The following is a 22,749-nucleotide window of genomic DNA, read 5'->3' as shown; positions in this document are numbered from 1 at the left end:
CCACCACCGGCCACTACTTGACGAACTTGTGCTTCAGCGCAATTTCGACTGCTGCACCAACAATACCCGCGTCATTCTTCAGCACCGCCGGAACGATCGGCGTGCGCAGCTTCAGCCTTGGCAGGTACTCATCCGCCCGCTTGGAGATTCCGCCGCCAACGATGAACAGTTCCGGGGAAAAGAGGAACTCAACGTGGGAGAAGTAGCGCTGCAGCAGCACGCTGTACTCTTCCCAGCTCAGGCCGTCCCTCTCCCGTGCCACTGCGGAGGCTTTCGTTTCGGCGTCAAACCCATCAATCTCGAGGTGCCCCAGTTCGGCATTGGGAACCAGTTTGCCGTCGAAGATGAAGGCTGAACCAATTCCGGTACCCAAAGTGATGACCAGAACGGTGCCCTTGACGTTTTCGCCGGCTCCAAAGCGGGCTTCGGCAAGGCCGGCGGCATCAGCATCGTTGATCACTTCCACGGGCCGTCCCAGGCGGGCAGTCAGCATGCCGTCAATGTCAGTGTTGAGCCAGGATTTATCGACGTTGGCTGCCGAGAGCACCATGCCGTGCTGGATAATGCCGGGAAAGGTGACGCCAACGGGGGAGTCAGGGGCCGGGGCGTGGGGCTGTGTGGAAAGTTCCTGGACCACCTGTGCCACGACCTCGGCCACGGCGGCCGGTGTGGCCGGTTGAGGCGTGGGGATCCGCACCCGCTCGCCCAGGAGCTTGCCTTTCTTAAGGTCGACGACGCCGCCTTTGATTCCGGTGCCCCCAATGTCGATTCCGATCAGCGGGGCGTTTTTCATGGTTTTAGCATCCTTCTTGGCCAATGGGCTTCCGTTCGTGGCAGGTTGCGGGCTAGGGATCAGCTCTGCGGCTGAGATGGTGCTGGCTGTCAGGGTAGTGTCAGGATTTCCGCGCCGGTCTCAGTCACCAGGAGCGTGTGTTCGAATTGGGCGGTGCGTTTGCGGTCACGGGTCACCACGGTCCAATCGTCCTCCCACATGTCCCACTCCACGGTCCCAAGAGTGAGCATGGGCTCGATGGTGAATACCATGCCGGTCTCGATCACCGTGTTGTAGGCAGGAGCGGCATCGTAGTGCGGAATGATGAGGCCCGTGTGGAATGCTTCACCGACGCCGTGGCCGGTGAAGTCCCGAACCACACCGTAGCCGAAGCGCTTGGCATATGACTGGATGGCCCGGCCGATGACATTGATCTCACGGCCGGGGGCTACAGCTTTGATGGCCCGGTTCAGCGATTCCCGCGTACGTTCCACAAGGAGCCGTGATTCCTCGTCGACGTCCCCCACCAGGAAGGTGAAGTTGGTATCACCGTGGACGCCGTCGATGTAGGCGGTGATATCGATATTGAGGATGTCGCCGTCCTGCACTCGGGTGGTATCCGGGATGCCATGGCAGATGACTTCGTTGAGCGAGGAGCATAGGGACTTGGGGAAGCCGCGGTAGCCCAGGGTTGAGGGATAGGCCTGATGGTCCACAAGGAATTCGTGGCCCACTCTGTCCAGTTCATCGGTGGTGACGCCCGGCCGGATATGTCTGCCTACCTCAACGATGGCCTGGGCAGCAATGCGGCTGGCAACGCGGATCTTCTCGATGGTCTCAGCGGATTTGATCTCAGAACCCGTGAACTTCGCGGGCCCGGGCTTCCCCACATACTCGGGCCGGGGGATGGACGCCGGAACCGGCAGTTGGGGACTCACGGTTCCCGGGGTGAGGGTTCCGATGGGTGCGGTCGAGGCTAGGGAAGGCATAGATTGATCATATAAGGCGCCGTCGTGGGCCAAGTAACAGAGTCGGCAATGTAGCAGAACCGGAAACGGGTCAAATCCGGCAAGGGCATCCGCCGCCGATCACTGTTATGAGGTTGGCGAAACAACGGAGCCACGCGGAGCGGATGCGGGAAGGAATCATGACCGAATACTGGTACAACGTCAACACCCATGAGGTGGAAGAGGACGCGATGTCCGACTGGAGCCAACTGATTGGCCCATACAAGACACGCGAAGAGGCCGAACACGCTCTGGAGAAAGTACGTGCCCGCAATAAAGCGTGGGAGAAGGACGAAGAGGACTGACCCGCCCGGCTAGAAGCTGTGCTCCGGTCCGGGGAATTGGCCGGAGCGGACGTCATCACCGTACGCACGGGCTGCATCGCTCAAGGTGGTGCGGAGATCGGCGTACTGCTTAACGAACTTGGCCATCCGACCGCCCCGCAATCCCGCCATGTCCTGCCACACCAGAACCTGGCCGGTGGTCGCATTGCCGGCACCAATGCCAATAGTCGGGACATCCACCGCCGCGTCCACAGCGGCTGCAGTTTCAGCAGGCACCATTTCCATGAGTACGCTGAAGGCACCGGCCTCAACCAAAGCAGTAGCGTCCTCGATGAGGCGCTTTGCGTCGTCGCCACGTCCCTGCACCCGGTAGCCGCCCAAGGCATGCTCGCTTTGGGGCGTAAAGCCGATGTGCGCCATAACCGGAATCCCGGCCTGGACCATCGCCCGCACCGTTTCAGCGTAGAACTTCCCGCCCTCAATCTTTACGCCATGAGCAAGCCCTTCCTTGAGGAAGCGCACCCCGGTGGCCACTGCCTGCTGGGGAGAAACCTCATAGCTGCCGAATGGGAGGTCAGCAATCACGAGGGCACGCTTTGCTGACCGTGTAACGGCGCGGCAGAGGGACAGGAGTTCATCCACTGTCACGGGAAGGCTGGTTTCGTTTCCAAAGACATTGTTCGACGCCGAGTCGCCTACCAGGAGCACCTCGATGCCTGCTTCATCGAAGATCTCCGCCGCGTACTGCTCGTAGGCGGTGAGCATCGCAAAGTGCCGGCCCTCGTTCTTGGCCTGCTGCAGATGGTGGGTTCGAACCTTCGGAAGCCGCTTTGGGGCCGTTTCCGCTGATGGCCCCGCAGCAGGGACCGGCCCGTTTCCGTACGGGGCAGGTACTTCTGCGGGCATGCTGAAATCGGAACTGTTGCTTGTGGCCATGGCTAGAGCGTAATGCGATACCAAGCGTCCTAGCTACTGGCCCGTAGCCGGAGGCGGGGTGAAAAGAGTCACACGCGGTGCGGTGCGGGCCCCTCGCGAGGCCCGGAATATCCGACTTACACGCGGAATCGGTGACTTATAGAGGCTCTGCGTGTTAACGCTGTGTTACGCGGGGCACTGGCTCCAACATCCGGTCCGAATGCTTAGTAAAGTGAATCGTGAGACTGCCGCCGGCTTCCGAGACACCCGGGGCACGCACGTTGAACCGGAGAAGAGGCCATCATGGACCGCCAGCAAGAGTTTGTCCTGCGGACGATCGAAGAGCGTGACGTTCGATTCGTGCGCCTCTGGTTCACCGACGTCGTGGGTTCACTGAAATCTGTGGCCCTCGCTCCCGCCGAGGTAGAGGGCGCCTTTGAGGAAGGCCTGGGCTTCGACGGATCAGCGATTGAAGGCCTCGCCCGCGTTTTCGAATCGGACATGCTGGCACAGCCGGATCCTTCAACCTTCCAGATCCTGCCGTGGCGTGGTGAGACGGAGCAGACGTCAAGGATGTTCTGCGACGTCCTGACTCCGGACGGTGAACCATCTGCCGCCGATCCGCGTAACGTCCTCAAACGCACGCTCGCGAAGGCAGCGGACATGGGCTTTACCTGCTACACCCATCCCGAAATTGAGTTCTACCTCCTCAAGTCGCAGGCACCGGGCCCTGACGGCGCCCCTGTGCCGGTTGACGAGGGCGGCTACTTTGACCACGTACCGGGCGGCGTGGCGCAGGACTTCAGGCGGACCGCCGTCACCATGCTGGAATCGGTGGGGATTTCGGTTGAATTCAGCCACCACGAAGCCGGTCCGGGCCAGAACGAAATTGACCTTAGGTATGCCGATGCCCTGCAGACTGCGGACAACATCATGACCTTCCGTACCGTCATCAAGGAAGTAGCCCTGCAGCAGGGTACGTACGCTACGTTCATGCCCAAGCCTTTCACCGATCACCCGGGTTCCGGCATGCATACGCACTTTTCGCTGTTTGAAGGCGATACGAATGCCTTCTATGAGGCCGGTGCTGAGTTCCAGCTATCCAAAACGGCCCGACAGTTCATTGCAGGAATCCTCAAACACGCGCCGGAGTTCACTGCTATCACCAACCAGTTCGTCAACTCCTACAAGCGGCTCTGGGGCGGGGGAGAAGCGCCGAGCTACCTCAGCTGGGGCCACAACAACCGTTCGGCCCTCGTGCGGGTTCCCCTGTACAAGCCAGGCAAGGGCCAGTCGGCCAGGATCGAATACCGCGGCATTGACTCAGCCGCCAACCCTTACCTTGCCTACGCAGTGCTGCTCGGCGCGGGGCTGAAGGGGATCGAAGAAGGTTACGAACTGCCGGCGGCAGCGGAGGATGACATCTGGTCGCTGAGTTCCGCAGAACGCCGTGCCATGGGACACGATCCTCTTCCCGCAAGCCTCCACGACGCCATCCGGAGCATGGAAGATTCAGAGCTGATGCCGCAGATCCTTGGGGAACAGGTTTTTGAGTACTTCCTCCGGAACAAGCGTGCCGAGTGGCAGGATTACCGTCTCCAGGTGACCCCCTACGAGCTGCAGCGCAATCTCGGTATTCTGTAGGGCGCCGCGATGAGCCTTGCCCGTCGGCTGATTTCCACCGGCTTCAGCGACCTCGAAAAGGCCGAGCGCTTCCTGGCCATGCGGGAGTTGGAAGGCATCCACCAGGACGTCCTGTTTGCCGGATTCCACCTTTCCGCGAGTCCGGACACTGCGCTTCAGTCACTGGTCCGGCTGCTTGAGAAGCATCCGGAACTCAAAACCCTCGCATCCGCAGACCCGGACACCAGCGAAGCCCTCTACCGGGTCCTCGGAGCCTCAGAGGCGCTGGGGGAATTCCTGATCCGCCATCCGGAGCACCTGGACGCCTTCAACGTACGGGTCAGCCCTGAACCTGTAGCCGCTGATGCCAACGAACTCCGTGAGCGTCTGCTGCGCTCCGTGCAGGCGGACTCAAAGTCGGTCCGGCCTGTTGCGGCTTTAACGGGGCCGGAGGCGTATGAGGCGCTTCGCACTGCCTACCGCCGGGGAGTGGTGGACCTCGCCATCAAGGATCTGTGCGCAGCGGATCCGCTTGATTTTATGCCGGCTGCAGGAGGAGAACTGGCCGATCTCGCCGGTGCCGCCATCGAGGCCGCCCTTGCTGTCTCCAGGGCAGAAGCGGCCGAACAATATGGCTCGGCCGATGTCGCCAACGTCGGCCTCGCTGTGATCGGGATGGGCAAGTGCGGCGCGCGCGAACTCAACTACATTTCCGACGTCGACGTCATTTACGTCATCGAGGCCGGATCCCTGGATGACGCCCGAGCGAACACCATAGGCACCGCCCTCGCTACAGGAATTTCACGGGCCATTTCCTCGGTGGGACGCGAACCCGGACTATGGGAGGTGGATGCGAACCTCCGGCCCGAGGGGAAATCAGGTCCCCTCGTGCGGACCTTGGCCTCCCACGAGAGCTACTATGCGCGCTGGGCCCAAAGCTGGGAGTTCCAGGCGCTCCTGAAGGCAAGGACCATTGCCGGGGACACTGAGCTCGGGGCGAAATACGAGGCAGCCGTGGCACCGCTCATCTGGGCTTCGGCCGGACGCGACGGTTTTGTCGAGTCTGTCCAGGCGATGCGCCGCAGGGTTACCGAGCACATCCCGCCGGCAGAGGAACAACGGCAAATCAAGCTCGGGAGGGGTGGCCTGCGCGACGTCGAATTCACCGTGCAGCTTCTGCAACTGGTGCACGGTAAATCCGATGAAACACTAAGGCACCGGGATACCACGTCTGCGATAGAGGCTTTGTCTGCCGGCGGCTACATCGGCCGCTCTGACGCTGCCGGGTTCGACCACGCCTACCGGTATCTGCGGGTCCTTGAGCACCGCATCCAACTTTTTCAATTGCGCCGAACCCACTTGATGCCGGTGCGGGAGGATGCTCTGAGGGCCCTCGCCAAGGCGATGCTTGGTCCCTTTTCGCGCGAACGTCCCCACCCCGACACACTTCTATCCGCGTGGCACCAGACCAAACGGTCAGTGCGCGACCTCCATGACCGCATCTTCTACCGGCCCCTGTTGAACACAGCTGCCAAGCTCAGCAGCGAAGACGCCCGGCTCTCGCCGGAGGCGGCACAGGCACGGCTTGCTGCCTTGGGTTATCTCGATCCCCAAGGTGCCATGCGGCACATCGAGGCCCTGACTGCTGGCGTCAGCCGTCGCGCGGCGTTGCAGCGCCATCTGCTTCCCATCCTCCTGGGTTGGCTCGCCGAGGGCGTTGATCCCGACGCCGGTTTGCTGGGTTTCCGTCGTATCAGCGAGAGTCTCGGTACCACTCACTGGTACCTGGGTATGCTGCGTGACTCCACGGCCGCGGCCGAACGGCTGTGCCATGTGCTGTCGAACTCCAGGCTGATCGCTGACCTGCTGGAGGTTTCGCCCGAATCCGTCGCTTGGCTTGGCTCGGAAAAGGACCTTATACCCCTTGGGTTCGATGCGCAGTGGCAGGAAATCACCTCCAAGATGTCCAGGCATTCGGACCCCGAGAGTGCCATGCGGCTGATCCGCCTGATCCGCCGACGGGAAATCCTGCGCACAGCGATTGCAGACAGCGCAGGGCTATTGGACCAGGACCAGGTGAGTGTCGCGCTGGCCGAGACAGACAGGGCTGCCATCATCGGGGCGCTCCGGGTGGCCGAAGGCATGGTCTCCTCCGATGGCCCTCTGAAGACGAGGGTTCTGGTGGTGGCCATGGGCCGCCAGGGCGGACGTGAGATCGGGTACGGTTCCGATGCCGACGTCATGTATGTCCATCGAGGACTGCCCGGCGTGCCCGAAAAGGAAGCCCAGTTGCAGGCTGCCCAGATAGTGGGCCATATTTCCAGCCTCCTGACGCAGCCGCTGAAGCCGGCGATCATGGCTGAAAGGGTTCTGCAGGTGGACGCCGACCTTCGTCCGGAGGGCAAGAGCGGGGCGATGGTCAGGTCCCTGGACTCCTATGCCGAGTACTACCGCAGATGGTCGCTGATCTGGGAAGCCCAGGCGCTCCTGCGTGCGCGGCCAATTGCAGGAGACGACGAACTCGCCGCTGATTTCGTGAGCCTCATCAACCCCATCCGCTATCCGGAGTCGCTCTCGGAGCAGGACCTGCGCGAAATCCGCCGTGTGAAAGCAAGGGTTGAGTCAGAGCGGCTGCCCAGGGGAGCGGACCCTGCCAGGCACCTCAAACTTGGCCGCGGCGGTTTGAGCGATGTGGAGTGGCTGGTTCAATTGCTCCAGCTACAGCACGCCGCCAAACATCCCGGGCTCCGGACCACGTCCACCATCAAGGCCCTGGAGGCCGCCGGGTCCCTTCAGCTGATCGGAAAGCACGACGCCGAACTGCTGATGAAAGCGTGGCGTCTTGCGAGCCGGATCAGGTCAGCAAACGTAATCTGGACCGGCAGGGCTTCAGACCTCCTGCCGTCTTCCCGGCGGGATCTGGAAGCAGTGGCCCGTTGGTGCGGCTACGAGCCGGGCAAGGCAGCCGCCCTGGAAGAGGACTACCTGCGCGTGAGCAGGCTTGCCCGCGGTGTCTTTGAGAGACTCTTTTACGGGCAGTAGGTGAGCTCTTTGCAAGGGCATCTTAGGCGCCCGCCAACGGCTGCGAAAGGGCTGACACGTCCAATTCAGGGGTGCTAGTTTGAGCGGATGGCAACTCAAATTTACCTGAATCTTCCCGTCAAGGACCTCAATCGGAGCGTCGAGTTCTTTAGCGCCCTCGGATTCTCCTTCAACCCGGATTTCACCGATGAGAATGCCACCTGCATGATCATCAACGACAACGCGTTCGTCATGCTCCTCGTGGAGGGTTTCTTCAAGACGTTCACGTCCAAGAACATCGCGGACAGTGCGGACACCACTGAAGCCATCATGGCCTTCTCGGTGGACAGCCGTGAAGCCGTGGACGAAACCGTTCGGAAGGCTCTTGCCGCCGGTGGAAGTCCATCCCAGGAGGTCCAGGACTACGGCTTTATGTACAACCACAGCTTCCAGGACCCGGACGGCCATCTCTGGGAAGTCATGTGGATGGACCCTGCCGGTCCGCCTGCAGAGTCTGCAGAGGAATAGCTTCCGGAACGGACGACGGCGTCCGGTACACGCCACCCGTTCGGTAACCTGATAGGCATGCACGCTTTCGTCTGGCTTATCCCGCTGAAGAGCCTCGACGCCGACGGGCGCGCCATTCAGCTCGGCGAAGCAGCCCAATTGGAATTGGCGCCGGGCCAGTCCGATTTCGTCGGAGACCCCTTGCGGATGATGCTTACGGGGCTGGCGGAAGAGTCGCGGTTTCCCTACATTGTGGAATCGGACGGCCGGGCGGTGGGAGTGCTGACGCTTCAGTCGGGGGCAGCAAGCCTGGCCGGTTGGGCGGATGACCGGACAGCCTGGTTGCTTAGGGGCTTCCTCATCCGCAGGGAGGACCAGGGCAGGGGATTGGGGACGCTTGCCGCCGAAGCCGCGTTCCGGGAAGCCGGGCGACTGTCAGCGAGGCTGGGCGGCGGTGAGGCCGGCGTCGTTCTTTCAGTGAACGAGGGCAACCCCGCTGGCCGGGCCGCCTACCGTAAGGCAGGATTCCAGGATCATGGCGCTTACCTCGGTGGCGCGGCAGGTCCGCAGCGGACCATGTACAAAGCGTTCGCCTTGTAAACTCGGCCACCGGCCCGCACGTGGCATAGCCGATGTCCAGCCCGCATTTCTCGACACCTGAGTAGCCGTGGGCCTGTACCGGGACAAACACGCGTACAGGTTACTGGTGCTTCAACCCCGCGATATGACTTACCTTCGGCCCATGAGTGGAGCTCAAAGGGACAGGGGAGCCACAGCGCTGTTCGGTATCAAGGGCGGTGTGGCCTGGGTGGCTGAAGATGTTTTCGTAACGCGAAGCAACGGCGATCTGCTGGTTGAGGTTTGGATAGGCCCACGCGTGGTGTCCATCCTTGTCCACGCAAACAGCGAAGGGTACATGCAAGCGATCTATGCCAAGCTCGCCGAGCTTGCGATCGACGACTTCCCCCGATCAGCGTAAACGGACGGCATTCAGGCAAGAGGTTCAGAAATAGAAAAGCCCGCACGCGCTGCCGTTGCCGGCAGCGCGTGCGGACTCTCTGCGGACTGAACCAGGCCCAGTCCTGTGATCCTGCTACACGCCGTAGTAGAGCTCGAACTCGTAAGGGTTCGGGCGCAGGGACAGCGGGCGGATTTCGTACTCGTACTTGTATTCGATCCAGGTGTCGATCAGGTCCTGGGTGAAGACGCCGCCAGCCTGCAGGAACTCATTGTCCTCAGCCAGAGCGGTCAGTGCTTCTTCGAGCGTGCCGGGAGCCTTCGGGATGTCCTTGGCTTCCTCGGCCGGGAGCTCGTAGAGGTCCTTGTCGATGGGAGCAGGCGGTTCGATGCGGTTGCGGATGCCATCGATGCCGGCCATCAGCTGGGCAGCGAATGCCAGGTAGGGGTTGGACGAGGGGTCCGGAGCGCGGAATTCGATGCGCTTGGCCTTCGGGTTGGTGCCCGTGATGGGGATACGGATACCGGCGGAGCGGTTACCCTGCGAGTACACCATGTTGACCGGGGCCTCGAAGCCCTTGACCAGGCGACGGTAGGAGTTCACCGTGGGGTTGGTGAACGCCAGGACAGCAGAAGCGTGCTTCAGCAGGCCACCGATGTACCAGCGGGCGGTGTCCGAGAGTCCGGCGTAGCCCTTCTCGTCGTAGAACAGCGGGTCGCCGTCGTTCCACAGGGACTGGTGGCAGTGCATGCCTGAACCGTTGTCTGCGAAGACCGGCTTGGGCATGAAGGTTACGGACTTGCCCCAGGCATCCGCGGTGTTCTTGACGACGTACTTGAACTTCTGGAGATCGTCAGCCGCGTGGGTCAGGGTGGTGAACTTGTAGTTGATCTCAGCCTGACCGGCCGAGCCGACCTCGTGGTGGCTGCGCTCGACTTCAAGGCCTGCTTCATCCAGTGCAATACACATGGCATCGCGGAGGTCAGACTGCTTGTCCGTGGGGGAAACCGGGAAGTAGCCGCCCTTGACGGGGGTCTTGTTGCCCAGGTTCCCGCCTTCTTCTTCACGGCCGGTGTTCCAGTGAGCCTCTTCAGAGTCAATCTTGTAGAAGCTGCCCTGAGGCGTGGACTGGTACTGGACGTTATCGAACACGAAGAACTCGGCTTCGGGAGCAAAGAACGCCGTGTCTGCAATGCCGGTGGAGGCGAGGTAGGCCTCGGCCTTTTCAGCCACGCCACGAGGGTCGCGGTGGTAGGGATCGCCGGTGCGCGGGTTCACGATGGAGAAGTTCAACGCAAGGGTTTTCTCCATGCGGAACGTGTCCAGGAAAGCGGTGGTGACATCGGGGATGAGCTGCATGTCGGACTCTGCGATGCCCTGGAAGCCGCGGATGGAGGACCCGTCGAAGAGCTGCCCGTTAACGAAGAAGTCAGCGTCAACGCTCTTGGCCGGCACATTGAAGTGCTGCTGCACGCCAGGGAGGTCGGTGAAGCGGATATCAACGAATTTAACATCTTCGTCCTGGATGAACGTGAGGACTTCGTCCGCAGTCTTGAACATCTATGCTCCTTATGCATGTGGAATAACTGGCTGGAAGCCAAACTGTCCAGCGCAATACAACAGCGGGGAAAGCGAATCGCCGTCCCCGTTCTTAGCTCGCTAGCAACTGTTAACACCCTAGGGATAAGGGATTTCTCTGCTGTGTCAGCTTTGTTTCCGGCAGGTTACAGAAGCGCCTGCTATGTAAACGGTAATGGGCGTCCATACTGTGGTCTACCTGATTCCACAGTGTGAGCGCGAACGCTCTTCCGAGACGTGAGGCGTGAACGGAAGCGCGCGGTGTTGAGGGAGGTTCGGGCGGAGGCCGGGCGCCGGGAAGCCGGGATAGTCTTATTCAGTGGTTGATCGCAAAGACATAGGTTCATGGCTCAGTGGGCCCGTTACATCCGGAACGTCAAAGTATCCCGGAGAGCGGCTTGGGCTGCCGGAGTCAGGCGCGGGCTCGATTGCCCGGGCAGGGCGGCGCATCCTTGGCATCTGCATTGACTGGGGAATTGCCCTGGTCATCAGCAACTTCGCTTTCGCCGGGAATCCCTGGGCCACCCTGGCCGTCTTCGCTGTGGAGCAGATCCTGCTGGTCGGCACCCTCGGCTACAGCATTGGCCATCGCATCGCCGGGATTCACGTCACCAGGCTGGACGGTGGCCCTGCCGGACCCTTGCCCGCATTGGTCCGGGCCCTGTTGCTGTGCCTGGTGATTCCCGCAGTGATTTTTGACCCTGATCAGCGAGGCCTGCATGACAAGGCGATGAACACGGTACTCGTCCGTCTGTAAAGATGCGCTCCCGGCAGGCAGTGTTTCGCCGTTCTCACTCCCCATTTGCCGCAAACGGGGTCAGACTCCCGATTCCTGGAGCTCGTCCACTGCGGGGGAAGTCTCCGCTGAAGCCGTGAGATAACCGCGCCGCGCAGCCCAGTGTTCGAACGCCAACGTGGCAAAAGGCAGAACTGCGGAGGCTCCAGCGAAGAGTGCCACCAGAAACGGCCAGCGTTGCAGGCGCCAAAGTACCAGTGCCGCGACTGCGTAGCCGATGAACAGGGCACCGTGGATTGGCCCGGCTATCTCAACTCCCAGCTCAGTGATTCTCAGCACCCATTTGAGGAACATTCCGATCAGCAGGGCGGCCCAGCTGAAGGCTTCCGCCACTGCGAGTATTTTGAAGATCCGGATAACGACGGATTTCGAAGGCAGTTTCATGTGCGGGACTCTCTCCGATTCGAGGGTGATGCGTTCATGTTCATGGGTGGTGCGTTGGTGCGGTGGTGCGTGAGGCGGAGATGCTGCGGCCGCGAAAGAAAAACGCCCCGGTTATGGCCTTTGGGCCGTTCACCGGGGCGTTGGAGTTTAGCTAGCGGCCGCGTGCTGCTTTACGGTCAGGGCGTGCTTTGTAGGGATCGATGCCTTTGGGAATCGGGAGACGGTTTCCCAGCGAGGAAATCCGCTTCGACACGGCGCTGACCTCGATCTTGGTGAGCTCCTTGCTCAGCTTTCCCATTTTCTTTGCGACGTCGCTGAGGGGTACCTGGCCCTCGCCCCGGCCGCTCATGATCACGTGGACAGGAACATTGGGAAGAATCCGGGCGAGTTTCTTACGTTCGGCCTCGATCAGAGGCTTGACGCGATGGGTAGGTCCTTCGCTCACCAACACGACGCCCGGCCGGCCAATGGCACGGAAGACAGCGTCCTGCGTCCTCGGGTTAACAGCTACCGGCTGCTCTTCTGTGATCCATCCGCGCTTGAGTGTACCCAAAGCGGCTCCCGAGGCTCCGGGCTGGTTCTCAATCTGCGCAAACGCCGCGCGCTCGGCGCGGCGGGAAAGGATCAGCGTTGCGCCAAGCAGACCCAGGGGGATGCCGATGATGAGGCCGGTTACCCAGTTCTCCAGCCAGAATCCGACCAGGAAGCTGACGGCAACGACTCCAAGGAAAACCAGCAGCATCAGCCACGGCACCATGGGGTCGTGGCGGCGGGTCATTTGGAAGACCTCGCCGATCTGCTTCAGACGGCTTGGCTTCTTGACCTTCGCTGCCTTGGGCTTACGTGAAAAGAAGCCACGCTTCGGCTCATCGGAGGACGCCGGAGTGGTGTTGCTGGAATCAGGGGATTTCGCCATAGTGCCTCAATTCTACGTGATTGATGGCTGAGGGCCGGACGCCGGGAAGCCCCGCATCCGGCCCTCAGCCACTGCCTCATAAGTTCCAGGAGCGGTTCTAGGAGCGGGCCGCGATGAGTGAGCTGGCTTCCTGACGGGTGCTGCCTGAGCTTTCGATGTGGGCGAGCTCCGCCGGAATTTCCCAGCCCTTTTTACGCATCGCGGTTGCCCAGAGACGGCCGGCGCGGTACGAGGAACGCACCAGCGGACCGCTCATGACTCCCAGGAAGCCGATCTCATCTGCTTCCTGCTGCAGGTCTACAAACTCCTGCGGCTTGACCCAGCGGTCTACCGGAAGGTGGCGTTCGCTTGGCCGCAGGTACTGCGTGATGGTGATCAGGTCGCAGCCGGCGTCGTGCAGGTCCTGGAGGGCTTCGGAAATCTCTTCCCGTGTTTCGCCCATTCCAAGGATGAGGTTCGATTTGGTGACCATTCCCAGCTTGCGGCCCTGCGTGATGACGTCAAGGGAACGGTCGTAACGGAAGGCCGGCCGGATGCGCTTGAAAATCCGGGGTACGGTCTCCACGTTGTGGGCGAACACCTCCGGCTTGGAATCGCAGATCGCCTCGATGTGCTCCGGCTTTCCGGAGAAGTCAGGGATGAGGAGCTCGACGCCGGTGCCGGGGTTGAGTTCATGGATCTTGCGGACTGTTTCCGCGTACAGCCAGACGCCTTCATCCTCGAGGTCGTCGCGGGCGACGCCGGTGACCGTGGCGTAGCGCAGCTGCATCGACAGGACCGACCGTGCAACCTTGGTGGGCTCGAAGATGTCAACCGGCGACGGCTTGCCGGTGTCGATCTGACAGAAATCGCAGCGGCGGGTGCACTCGGAGCCGCCAATCAGGAAGGTGGCCTCCTTGTCTTCCCAGCATTCGAAGATGTTGGGGCAGCCTGCTTCTTCACAGACGGTGTGGAGGCCTTCCTTCTTCACCAGGTTCTTAAGGTTGACGAATTCCGGCCCCATCTGGACCTTGGCTTTGATCCATTCCGGTTTCCGCTCCACCGGTGTGGCCGAGTTGCGCTGCTCGATGCGCAGCATTTTCCGGCCTTCTGGTGCCAGTGTCACAGTAGAGCTCCTTCGGGAATCGCAACTAGGGCGTCTTCATTCTTGCGCAGTTCTTCCGTGATCCGCGAAACGAGATCCGCCGGAGCAACATCCCGGCCGGTCTCCTGGGCGATGGTGGTCACGCCGGCGTCGGTGATGCCGCAGGCGATGATCTGGCCATAGGGTGCCAGATCGTTGTTGCAGTTGATGGCGAAGCCATGCATTGTGACGCCATCGCTGACGCGGATGCCGATCGCGGCGATTTTGCGGGCCGGACCCTTCTCGTCCTGGTCAATCCAGACACCTGCCCGCCCCTTAATCCGTTCTGACTTGAGGCCGTAGTCCGACAGAACAGCAATGATGACGGCTTCAAGGCGTTCCACGTAGTCGCGGATACCTGCAGGGTTCTTCAGCTTGATGATGGGGTAGCCCACCAGCTGGCCTGGGCCGTGCCAAGTGAGCTTGCCGCCACGGTCCACCGGTACCACCGGTGTTCCATCGAAAGGACGTTCGTGCTCCTCGGTACGCTTTCCCGCTGTATATACGGGGGAGTGTTCGAGGAGGAGGACTGTGCTGGGTGCCTTGCCGGCGACGACGTTGTCGTGGAGTTCGCGCTGGATTTCCCAAGCACGCGTGTAGTCAACGAAATCCGGGGCCAGACCCAGCTGGGAAAACTCAAGAGTCATGCCTAACAGCTTAGACCCCGTCCGCCGTCGTGCCCGGTTCTGTGCTTAACCTCTCACCCCGCCAGAGGGGCTGTGGATAACTTCTGCAGGTTCCTCCGGAATCGGCTATTCCTTGACTATGGATAAATGCCAGGACGGCGGGCCGGAGATCGGCACCGAAAATGGTGGAGAAGGGCCCGGAACCGGGCTGACGCCGGCAGCCGCTGACAGTCGGGACACAAGGCCCATGGCGCCTGGGTATGAGGTGGGACGCGAGCTGGGCCGAGGCGGATCAGCCGCCGTCTGGCTCGTCAGCGAGACCTCGACCCGCCGCAGCTTTGCCCTGAAATCCATTGAGACCGGCCTTGATGGCTTCTTCACAGAAGAATCGATGCACCGCGAGATCCGGATCCTCTCCGCCTTGGATCACCCGCACCTCGTAAAGGCGTACGACGTCGTCAGGCTGGGCGGCACGGGCGAGGGCAACTTGGGCCTCGTCATGGATTTCGCCGCCGGTGGCTCCCTCGCCGAACTGGTGTCCACCCGGGGCAAGCTCACTATTGGCGAAACGGTCACCATCCTTACGCCGATGGCCCAGGCGTTGGCATACCTCCACAGCCAGGGATTCACGCACTCGGACGTCTCTCCGGGCAACGTGCTGTTCTCCGGTCAGGGTAAGCCGTTGCTGGCAGACCTGGGTGTCAGCAAAATGGTGGGTGATGCCATAGCGGTTTCCGGGCACGGCACGTTGGGCTTTAGGGATCCGGCGTCGGACGATCCCCTCAGGGCGGGACTTCAGCCGGAACAGGATGTGTATTCCCTCGCAGCGGTGGGGTGGTATTGCCTGACCGGAAAGCCGCCGCCAGAGACTGCCCGCAGGCCCCCTCTGACGCTTCTGGTGCATGATGCCCCGCCGGAGCTGGCCGCGGCGCTTGAGTCGGCCCTTCATAATGAGTGGCGGAAGCGCCCCACCGCCCGTGAGTTCGCTACAGCGGTCTACCGGAGTGCGGAAGCTTCACCGGTCGATCTTTCCGCCTCCGTCCATCCCACGATCATCCCAGAGCTGCTGACCCGCCGGAACCTGCCATCCCGGGATCATCCTTTGGTCCGTTTCACTGGATTCGGGGCGTGGAAGCGGCGGTATGGGCAGTGGAGACGCCGCATCGCAAGGTACCCCACAAGTCCGGCCCCTCGCCGCGGTTCGGCAGGTTCACTGGGTTCGACGGCGAGCGCTCCAGGAACGGCCGGCGAAAGTCAGGGAACCCGGCGTGCGCTGCGGAAAGCCCACACGCGAAGGCGGCCCCGGCTGTTTCCCGTCGCCTGCCTCGCTTTGATGCTGTTGTTGACGGGCGGGGGCATCAACTGGTGGTTGGCCGAAGATTTCGGCGCCGCCTCTGCGTCCTACGTGGGGGCACCGCGTTCTTCATCTCAGGTCGGTGGAGGCAGCGATGGGGTAAGCCCGGCCGCAGACACTTCCGCGGTCGTCCCCGAAGATCTTTCCACGGAAGTCCCTGCGGAGATCAGGATGCAGATCCGTTCGGGGGCGCCCGACCAGGCGGCGCAGGGGTTGGCCTGGTTGCGTTCATCGGCCTTCAGTTCCGGCCGCCTCGACCTGCTGCGTGACGTTAATGTCACTGGTTCCCGTGCAGCGGAGGCGGATGGCAGGACCGCTGAGCTACTCGAGAAGTCCGGCCACAGGCTGGCAGGTTTCAGCAACACGCTCTCAAAGGTGGTCACTGAGCAGGGAAGCACGGCGGATCGTGCAGTCCTCAGTATTACCGCGTCCACCTCCGCCTACAAGGAAGTGGACTCTTCAGGGGCGCTGGTGGCCGATGTGGCAGGCAGCGGCGAGGAGCAACTCCGGTTGGTCCTGCTTCTGGTGGACGGCCGATGGCGGATTCAGGAGATCCTCCCGCCGCTCTGAGGGCCTGCGATCCACGTGGCGGCGGCGGTCAACGACGGGTGTTGCCATTGGAAACCCGCTGACGAGAGCACAACGGGATCCAGACGCTGGCTTGCCAGCAGCAGTTCGTCCGCCAGCTTGCCCATAACGAGGCGCAGGACGGGGGCCGGAACCTTCAACAGCGCCGGACGGTTCAGTGCGGAAGCGATGTGGGAAATAAGGGAGTTGAGCTGGGCACTGTGCGGTGCTGCCAGATTGACAGGCCCGGTCAGCGGAGCCTGCAGGAAGAACGAAAAGGCGGACACGACGTCGGGAAGCGTGACCCACGGCCAATACTGCCGCCCATTGCCCAACGGGCCGCCGAGCCCGAGCCTCACGAGCGGAAGCAGCTTGCCGAGGGCACCGCCAGCCGGGCTGAGCACTACGCCAGTCCGTGGTGTGATGATGCGGACACCGGGTGGCGCCTCGTTGGCCGCAGCCTCCCATTCCAGGCAGAGCCGTGCCAGGACTCCGCTTCCGGCGGGTGACTCCTCGCTCAGGATCGCGGGGCCCGCATCCCCGTAGAAGCCCGAAGCCGACTGGCTGATGAAGACGGACGGTGGTGACTCCAGCTGTTTCATTCCTTGCACGAGAGTTTGAGTGGACTGTATCCGGGAGCGGGTCAATTCCCGGATCCTCGCACGTGTCCATAGCCTGTCACCGATTCCCGCACCCGAAAGATTGATGATGGCATCTGCGCCCTCAAGGACTTTTGCGTCCAGAACACCCGCCGTTGGATCCCATCGCCTTTCCGAGACTGAGGTGGGCGGCCTGCGAACGAGGGTCAGGACATTGTGTCCGTTCCCGCGGAGGCCCCGGGTAACCGCTTTTCCAATCAGCCCTGAAGCACCTGAAATGACTATCTGCATGTCCAATCTCACCACGGGAGACGCCTGCTGGAGGTGTCCGTCGGTGACGGTTGGAGGGCACGACTTTGACTATGATCAACTGATGACCTCTTCGAGCTATTTACGTTTCCCGCATCTGCACGGCGACCTGATCACCTTTGTGGCCGAGGACGACGTGTGGATTGCGCCCCTGGGAGGAGGCCGCGCGTGGCGCGTCTCGTCTCTTCAGCTGCCCGCCCGCAATCCCCGGTTCACTCCGGACGGCAAGCGGCTTGTCTGGACAGTGGTGCAGGGTACCAACCCGGAAGTGGTCACTTCCGACGTCGATGGCGGCGGTTACCGCCAACTGACCTACTTCGGACACCCCACTACGCGCGTCAAAGGATTCACGGCCACAGGCGACGTCGTCGTTACGAGCGCTTTCCGCCAGGCTGAGGGTCGGCACACCCATGCCTACAGCGTTCCTGTGGATGGCGGATGGGCTGAGGAGCTTCCGTTTGGGCCAGTGGAATCAGTGGCCTTTGGCCCGGAAGTCGGTGACGAGCGGCCGGTTGTGCTGGCCAGCGTATTATCCCGGGAGCCTGCCTGGTGGAAGCGGTACCGTGGCGGAACAGCCGGCAAACTGTGGATCGATGACGACGGAAACGGTGAGTTCGAACGGCTGCTCCCGGAGATTGACGGAAACCTTACTGATCCCATGTGGGTGGAGGGACGAATCGCGTTCCTGTCAGACCACGAAGGGTACGGGAACCTCTATTCAGTGCTCCCCAACGGGGCAGACCTTCGCAGGCACACAGACCACGAGGACTTTTACGCCCGTCATGCCGCCACTGATGGAAAGCGCATCATCTTTGAATCTGCCGGCGAGCTGTGGGTTCTGCCGGACCTTGGCTCGGAGGCCGTGCGGCTGGACATCTCGCTGGGCTCCGCCTCCCAGGCGCGCCGCACCTCGCTCCTAAAGACAGCGAAGCATCTTGGCGAAGTGATTCCGGACCATACGGGAACCACCAGCGCTGTTGAGGCCCACGGAACCATCCACTGGCTGCGGCACAAAGACGGCCCCTCGCGAATCATTGAAGCCACTCCCGGAGTGCGTGGACGGCTGCCGCGGCCGCTGGCTGACGGGCGTATCGCCTATGTTGCTGATCATGGCGGGGTGGAGGCCCTCTACGTCAAGGCAATCGCCGGCGTTCTTGTCCCGGCGCCGGCAGGGACCAAGGCTGTCAAGGCCAGTTCCGGGCAACAGCAGGGAACCGCGCTGCCAAGTCCCGTGTCGGCTGCAGGCCTGAACCACCAGGTTGGAGCAGGTCAGGAACAGCCCCTTACCGGACAGACGGCTGAAGGGCGCAGGGACGACGCTTTTGAGGATGCTGATGTTGCAGGCGGGCCTTCCGCGTCTACTGCCGCACCGGGTGTCCCCGCTGGACAGGCTGTGCGCATCGATTTCCCGAAGCCCACACGCGCCAGCGCTTTGGAGGCCAGCCCGGACGGACGTTGGCTTGCCGTTGGTACGGCATTTGGTGATGTCTACCTCGCCGACACGCGTGCCGGTTCTTTGTCACTTGTCACCAGCATCGGTGAGGGCACCATTGAAGGACTGTGCTGGTCGCCGGACTCCCGCTGGTTGGCGTGGTCCGAACCCGTGACTTCCTTCGGATCCCGCAGCCGGATCAGGATGGCCCGCGTTTCGATGGATCGCATGGAAATCATCAGTGTCACTGATGGGCGCTTCCGGGACGAATCGCCGTCGTTCAGTCCTGACTGCAAGTTCCTCGCTTTCCTCTCCAACCGCAGCTTTGACCCCGTATACGACGGACATTCTTTTGACTTGTCCTTCCCGAGTCCCATCAAGCCGTACCTTGTGGCGCTCGCAGCCAATACACCTTCGCCTTTTGGGCCGGCGGTGGATCTCGAGGACGCAGCCGGAGCCCGGAATTCTGAGGGCGATGATACGAGGGCGGAAGGAGCGGAGGTCCCCGAGGTCAGGGTGGACGCGGAAGGATTGGCTCACCGGGTCATCAGTGTTCCCGTTCCGCAAGGGAATTATTCCGATCTCTCGGCGACCGACGGCGCGTTGCTTTGGATGGACAGTCCGCTGGTTGGAGCAACGGGTGACGGCCGGGCAACGGTCGAAGACAAGAAACCTGTACCGCGGTTGGTGCGTTTTGACCTGACCACCCGCAAGGACTCCACGATCGTCGACTCCCTGGACCGCTACATCCTGTCCGGAGACCGGAAAAAGGTTGTATTCGTCCACGAGAAAACCGTCAAGGTGGCCCCTTCAGGGGCTAAAGCGGATGAAGACTCCGGCAAACTGGTCACGGTGGATCTGGGCCGGATCCGTGTCCTCATGGATCCTGTGAGTGTCTGGGCGCAGGCCTTTGATGAAGCGTGGCGACTGCAGCGCGACTTCTTCTGGGCGGAAGACATGGCGGGCCAGGACTGGAACTCCATACACAGCCGGTACCGACCCATCGTTGACCGCCTGGGGTCACACGATGATCTTGTAGACCTCCTATGGGAACTCCATGGCGAACTTGGCACGTCACATGCCTATGTGCGTCCGGCCGCTGTCACCGAAAACGGCAGCAATGGGCAGGGCCGCCTCGGCGCCGATCTCGTCTTCACCGGGCAGGGGTGGGAAATAACCCGGATCCTTGCAGGGGAATCGTCGGATCCCCTCGCTACGTCGCCATTGACACGTCCAGGAGCCGACGCCAAAGCCGGGGACGTGATCCTGGCCATCGACGGCGTCGAACTTTCTGAAACTCTCACGCCGGCGGTCCAGCTGGTGGGAGCCGCCGGACGGGCTGTGGAGCTGACCATCCTCAACGGCGCCGGTCACGGTGACGCCGCAGGACACCAGCGACGGATCGCTGTAGTTCCTGTGAAGGACGAGGAACGTCTGCGCTACCAGGAATGGGTAACCGCCAACCGGCGCACCGTCAGGGAGGCCTCCGACGCTACCTTTGGCTACCTCCATATCCCGGACATGATGCCGAATGGATGGGCTCAGCTTCACCGGGACCTGGACACTGAGACGGCCCTTGACGGGCTGATCGTGGATGTTCGCCGGAACCGCGGAGGACATACGTCACAACTGGTTGCTGAGCTCATCGGGCGCAAGGTGACGGGCTGGAGCATGCCTCGTGGAGAGAAACCCCGCACCTACCCTCACCATGCCCCTCGCGGGCCAGTGGTGATCCTCGCCGATGAATTTGCCGGTTCCGACGGCGACATCATCACCCAGGTTTCAAAGCTGCGGGGAATCGGGCCCGTTATCGGCACCCGGACCTGGGGCGGCGTCGTAGGCATCGATAACCGCTTTACGCTGGCCGATGGCACGGGTGTGACACAGCCGCGGTATGCCACCTGGTTCAGCGGGGGAGTCGGTTGGGATATCGAGAACTTCGGTGTTACTCCTGACATCGAGGTAACCTTCCCGCCCCACGCTTATGCGGCCGGACGCGACCCCCAGCTGGAATATGGGATCGGAGCACTCAAGGAAATGATCCAGGAGCTTCCCACGGACCGTCCGCCGCTTAGGGAAGGCTACCGCCGGGTGGTCCCTGCTCCCTTGCCGCCGCGGAAGCACACAGACTGACTTCCAGCGAACGATGAAGGCCCCGTCCAACTGCTTGTCAGGTTCTCCTGAGTGGCGGTTGGACGGGGCCTTCGTGCTGCCCGATGTGTGGCCCAGGGGCCACTTTTTTGGACCGGGAAACTTCCAGCTATCAGGAAGCGGCGAGCGTCGCTTCCAGGGAGATATCGATACTGGCCAGTGCGCCGGAAACGGGGCAGCCGGTCTTGGCTTCCGCGGCGATCTTCTGGAACTCTTCTTCGGAGATGCCCGGGATCCTGGCGTTGACGGTGAGGTGGCTTCCCGTGATTCCGGTGCCCGGAACGAACGTTACGGCAGCCGTGGTGTACAGCTCCTCGGGAGTGTGGCCGGCTTTGGCAAGCATGTTGCTGAACGCCATGGAGAAGCATGCCGAGTGGGCTGCGGCAATCAGTTCCTCGGGGCTGGTCTTGCCTGCCGCCTCTTCGGTGCGGGCCTTCCACGTGACGTCGAATGTGCCCAGTCCGGAGCTATCCAGTGTTGTTGCGCCCGAACCTGTCATCAGGTCGCCGTTCCATACAGTGTGTGCATTGCGTGTTGCTGCCATGTCCGCTCCTCAGCTTGAATTGGTACCGGGTCAGGCCTTGGCCTTTGCCCTCCGGGTCAATCCTATGGATTCCGGAGTTGAAGTGCACCAGTGTCCGCTGTCAGAGGATTATGGCTGAATAAACTGTGGTCATGAATCAGACGGAACTTGAGCATCAGAGTCCCCACGACCCACCGCTTTCGCGTATTGCGTCGATTATGGTCAGCGCAGTGGATGCGGAGAGCCTTGCCGCTTTCTGGTCCAGGTTCCTCGCCGTGGAGGTGGCCAGTCGTTTCGATCAGTTCATTTGGCTTGACCCGGCCGGACCTGGCGCACCCCAGTTGGCCTTTCAGCAGGTAGCGACGCCGACCGGGGGACGCCGTCGCCTTCATCTGGATATCCACGGGCCGGATCCCGCTGCCTTACGCCGGCATGCAGAAGTGCTCGGCGCAGTGTTCGTGGAGGGTCATGACATTGGCAGTTTCCATTGGGATGTGATGCAGGACCCCGAAGGGAATGAATTCTGCCTTGCCGGCGAATGATTGGGGTGTGTAACCCGGGTCAGCCCGGGGTGAGGACGCAGAACTCGTTGCCTTCCGGGTCAGCGAGGCACACCCACGGCACATCGCCTTGTCCGACGTCGGCGTCAGTGGCACCGAGAGCCCGCAGCCGTGCCACTTCAGCCGCCTGATCGTCATGCGGGTACGGCCTCAGATCCAGGTGGATCCGGTTCCACACAGTGTTGTTGTCGATGCGAATGAACTCCAGGTAGGGTCCCACACCCATGGCTGAACGCAGCCGGGCATGATCGATGCTCAGCTCTTTCAGGGTCCAGTCCGTCGCCTGGCTCCAGAATCCGGCCATAGCCCGCGGATCGGTGCAGCTGACCACCACTGCGGCGATGGGCCCGGTATCCGCGTAGACAGGCCGGGGCTCCAGTACGCAGAACACGTTGCCCTCCGGATCTGCCAGGACCGTCCACGGCACATCACCTTGCCCCACGTCGGCGCGGGTGGCACCGAGTTCCATGAGCCGGTGGACCAGCTCCTCCTGGTGGGCAGCAGATTGTGTGGCGAGATCGAGGTGCACGCGGTACTTCACGGTGTCGGGGTCCGGGACGGTGACGACGTCGACGCAGACGGCGGCGGGGTCCGGATAGTCGAAACCAACAGGTTCGACGTTGGTGACACCCGGTCCCTCGCTGGAAACGCCCCAGCCGAGCGCTTCCGCCCAAAACCGACCGAGCGCTGAATCATCCCGGGCCTTGAAGTTCACCTGAACGAGTCGCAGTGCCATGCCGCCCT

At 62.0% G+C, this 22,749-nt stretch carries 21 protein-coding genes; 10 read left to right on the top strand and 11 right to left on the bottom strand.

What is annotated here, in order from left to right:
* Positions 1-13 precede the first annotated feature (13 nt).
* Together ppgK and map are read right to left on the bottom strand one after the other, a co-directional pair.
* Positions 14-817, bottom strand: coding sequence for a polyphosphate--glucose phosphotransferase (gene ppgK, locus M1E02_RS13240; RefSeq protein WP_479374719.1), 804 nt, complete (start codon positions 815-817; stop codon positions 14-16).
* A gap of 65 nt (positions 818-882) precedes the next feature.
* The gene (gene map, locus M1E02_RS13235; RefSeq protein WP_479374718.1) at positions 883-1,761 is read right to left on the bottom strand and encodes a type I methionyl aminopeptidase; all 879 of its coding nucleotides are present in this window, start codon (positions 1,759-1,761) and stop codon (positions 883-885) included.
* A 158-nt stretch (positions 1,762-1,919) separates the two neighbouring features.
* Between map and M1E02_RS13230 the strand changes: the two genes are divergently transcribed.
* A complete protein-coding gene (locus M1E02_RS13230) occupies positions 1,920-2,084 on the top strand; it encodes an SPOR domain-containing protein (protein WP_479374717.1) in 165 nt (54 codons plus the stop codon).
* A 9-nt stretch (positions 2,085-2,093) separates the two neighbouring features.
* On the opposite strand, the gene panB is transcribed toward M1E02_RS13230, so the two are convergent.
* Positions 2,094-2,999 carry a 3-methyl-2-oxobutanoate hydroxymethyltransferase gene (gene panB, locus M1E02_RS13225; RefSeq protein WP_479374716.1) on the bottom strand — a complete coding sequence of 302 codons (906 nt, stop codon included), beginning with the start codon at positions 2,997-2,999 and terminating at the stop codon, positions 2,094-2,096.
* A 282-nt stretch (positions 3,000-3,281) separates the two neighbouring features.
* Here panB and glnA (M1E02_RS13220) point away from each other — a divergent pair, with 282 nt between their 5' ends.
* From glnA (M1E02_RS13220) to M1E02_RS13200, 5 genes are all read left to right on the top strand, one after another.
* Positions 3,282-4,622: a type I glutamate--ammonia ligase gene (gene glnA / locus M1E02_RS13220; RefSeq protein WP_479374715.1), complete on the top strand. Its 1,341-nt coding sequence runs from the start codon at positions 3,282-3,284 to the stop codon at positions 4,620-4,622.
* 9 nt (positions 4,623-4,631) lie between these two features.
* Positions 4,632-7,643, top strand: coding sequence for a bifunctional [glutamine synthetase] adenylyltransferase/[glutamine synthetase]-adenylyl-L-tyrosine phosphorylase (locus tag M1E02_RS13215; protein WP_479374714.1), 3,012 nt, complete (start codon positions 4,632-4,634; stop codon positions 7,641-7,643).
* An 87-nt stretch (positions 7,644-7,730) separates the two neighbouring features.
* Positions 7,731-8,150, top strand: coding sequence for a VOC family protein (locus M1E02_RS13210; RefSeq protein WP_479374713.1), 420 nt, complete (start codon positions 7,731-7,733; stop codon positions 8,148-8,150).
* A 57-nt stretch (positions 8,151-8,207) separates the two neighbouring features.
* Positions 8,208-8,729 carry a GNAT family N-acetyltransferase gene (locus M1E02_RS13205; RefSeq protein WP_479374712.1) on the top strand — a complete coding sequence of 174 codons (522 nt, stop codon included), beginning with the start codon at positions 8,208-8,210 and terminating at the stop codon, positions 8,727-8,729.
* Positions 8,730-8,871: 142 nt separating this feature from the next.
* Positions 8,872-9,108: a hypothetical protein gene (locus M1E02_RS13200; RefSeq protein ID WP_479374711.1), complete on the top strand. Its 237-nt coding sequence runs from the start codon at positions 8,872-8,874 to the stop codon at positions 9,106-9,108.
* A 114-nt stretch (positions 9,109-9,222) separates the two neighbouring features.
* Here M1E02_RS13200 and glnA (M1E02_RS13195) read toward each other — a convergent pair whose 3' ends face one another.
* Positions 9,223-10,647 (bottom strand): type I glutamate--ammonia ligase, encoded by a 1,425-nt coding sequence (gene glnA / locus M1E02_RS13195; protein WP_479374710.1) that lies wholly within the window; start codon positions 10,645-10,647, stop codon positions 9,223-9,225.
* 337 nt (positions 10,648-10,984) lie between these two features.
* Here glnA (M1E02_RS13195) and M1E02_RS13190 point away from each other — a divergent pair, with 337 nt between their 5' ends.
* The gene (locus M1E02_RS13190) at positions 10,985-11,422 is read left to right on the top strand and encodes an RDD family protein (RefSeq protein WP_479374709.1); all 438 of its coding nucleotides are present in this window, start codon (positions 10,985-10,987) and stop codon (positions 11,420-11,422) included.
* A 60-nt stretch (positions 11,423-11,482) separates the two neighbouring features.
* Here the strand turns inward: M1E02_RS13190 and M1E02_RS13185 are convergent, their stop codons facing one another.
* The 4 genes from M1E02_RS13185 to lipB all read right to left on the bottom strand — a co-directional run bounded on the left by M1E02_RS13185 (position 11,483) and on the right by lipB (position 14,531).
* Positions 11,483-11,845 carry a DUF3817 domain-containing protein gene (locus tag M1E02_RS13185; protein WP_479374708.1) on the bottom strand — a complete coding sequence of 121 codons (363 nt, stop codon included), beginning with the start codon at positions 11,843-11,845 and terminating at the stop codon, positions 11,483-11,485.
* Between the two features lie 151 nt (positions 11,846-11,996).
* A complete protein-coding gene (locus tag M1E02_RS13180; RefSeq protein WP_479374707.1) occupies positions 11,997-12,761 on the bottom strand; it encodes a DUF4191 domain-containing protein in 765 nt (254 codons plus the stop codon).
* Between the two features lie 97 nt (positions 12,762-12,858).
* On the bottom strand, positions 12,859-13,866 hold the full coding sequence (gene lipA, locus M1E02_RS13175; protein WP_479374706.1) for a lipoyl synthase: 1,008 nt from the start codon (positions 13,864-13,866) through the stop codon (positions 12,859-12,861).
* Entirely contained in the window at positions 13,863-14,531 is a 669-nt protein-coding gene (gene lipB, locus M1E02_RS13170) for a lipoyl(octanoyl) transferase LipB (protein ID WP_479374705.1), read from the bottom strand. Before lipB ends, lipA begins: the two co-directional genes overlap by 4 nt.
* A gap of 118 nt (positions 14,532-14,649) precedes the next feature.
* Here lipB and M1E02_RS13165 point away from each other — a divergent pair, with 118 nt between their 5' ends.
* Positions 14,650-16,434 (top strand): serine/threonine-protein kinase, encoded by a 1,785-nt coding sequence (locus M1E02_RS13165; RefSeq protein WP_479374704.1) that lies wholly within the window; start codon positions 14,650-14,652, stop codon positions 16,432-16,434.
* On the opposite strand, the gene M1E02_RS13160 is transcribed toward M1E02_RS13165, so the two are convergent.
* Positions 16,410-17,321, bottom strand: a complete 912-nt coding sequence (locus M1E02_RS13160; protein WP_479378152.1) for a TIGR01777 family oxidoreductase — start codon at positions 17,319-17,321, stop codon at positions 16,410-16,412. The two genes, M1E02_RS13165 and M1E02_RS13160, sit on opposite strands and share 25 nt — an antisense overlap.
* An 82-nt stretch (positions 17,322-17,403) precedes the next feature.
* Here M1E02_RS13160 and M1E02_RS13155 point away from each other — a divergent pair, with 82 nt between their 5' ends.
* Positions 17,404-20,904, top strand: a complete 3,501-nt coding sequence (locus tag M1E02_RS13155; protein ID WP_479374703.1) for a S41 family peptidase — start codon at positions 17,404-17,406, stop codon at positions 20,902-20,904.
* Positions 20,905-21,034: 130 nt separating this feature from the next.
* Here the strand turns inward: M1E02_RS13155 and M1E02_RS13150 are convergent, their stop codons facing one another.
* The gene (locus tag M1E02_RS13150; protein ID WP_479374702.1) at positions 21,035-21,466 is read right to left on the bottom strand and encodes an OsmC family protein; all 432 of its coding nucleotides are present in this window, start codon (positions 21,464-21,466) and stop codon (positions 21,035-21,037) included.
* A 131-nt stretch (positions 21,467-21,597) separates the two neighbouring features.
* On the opposite strand from M1E02_RS13150, the gene M1E02_RS13145 reads away from it, so the two are divergent.
* Positions 21,598-21,987: a VOC family protein gene (locus M1E02_RS13145; protein ID WP_479374701.1), complete on the top strand. Its 390-nt coding sequence runs from the start codon at positions 21,598-21,600 to the stop codon at positions 21,985-21,987.
* Positions 21,988-22,006: 19 nt separating this feature from the next.
* Here the strand turns inward: M1E02_RS13145 and M1E02_RS13140 are convergent, their stop codons facing one another.
* Positions 22,007-22,741 carry a VOC family protein gene (locus tag M1E02_RS13140; protein ID WP_479374700.1) on the bottom strand — a complete coding sequence of 245 codons (735 nt, stop codon included), beginning with the start codon at positions 22,739-22,741 and terminating at the stop codon, positions 22,007-22,009.
* Positions 22,742-22,749 lie beyond the last annotated feature (8 nt).

It is taken from the genome of Arthrobacter sp. Z5-13, from assembly GCF_056499105.1.
This window is presented reverse-complemented; position numbering and strand designations above follow the sequence as displayed.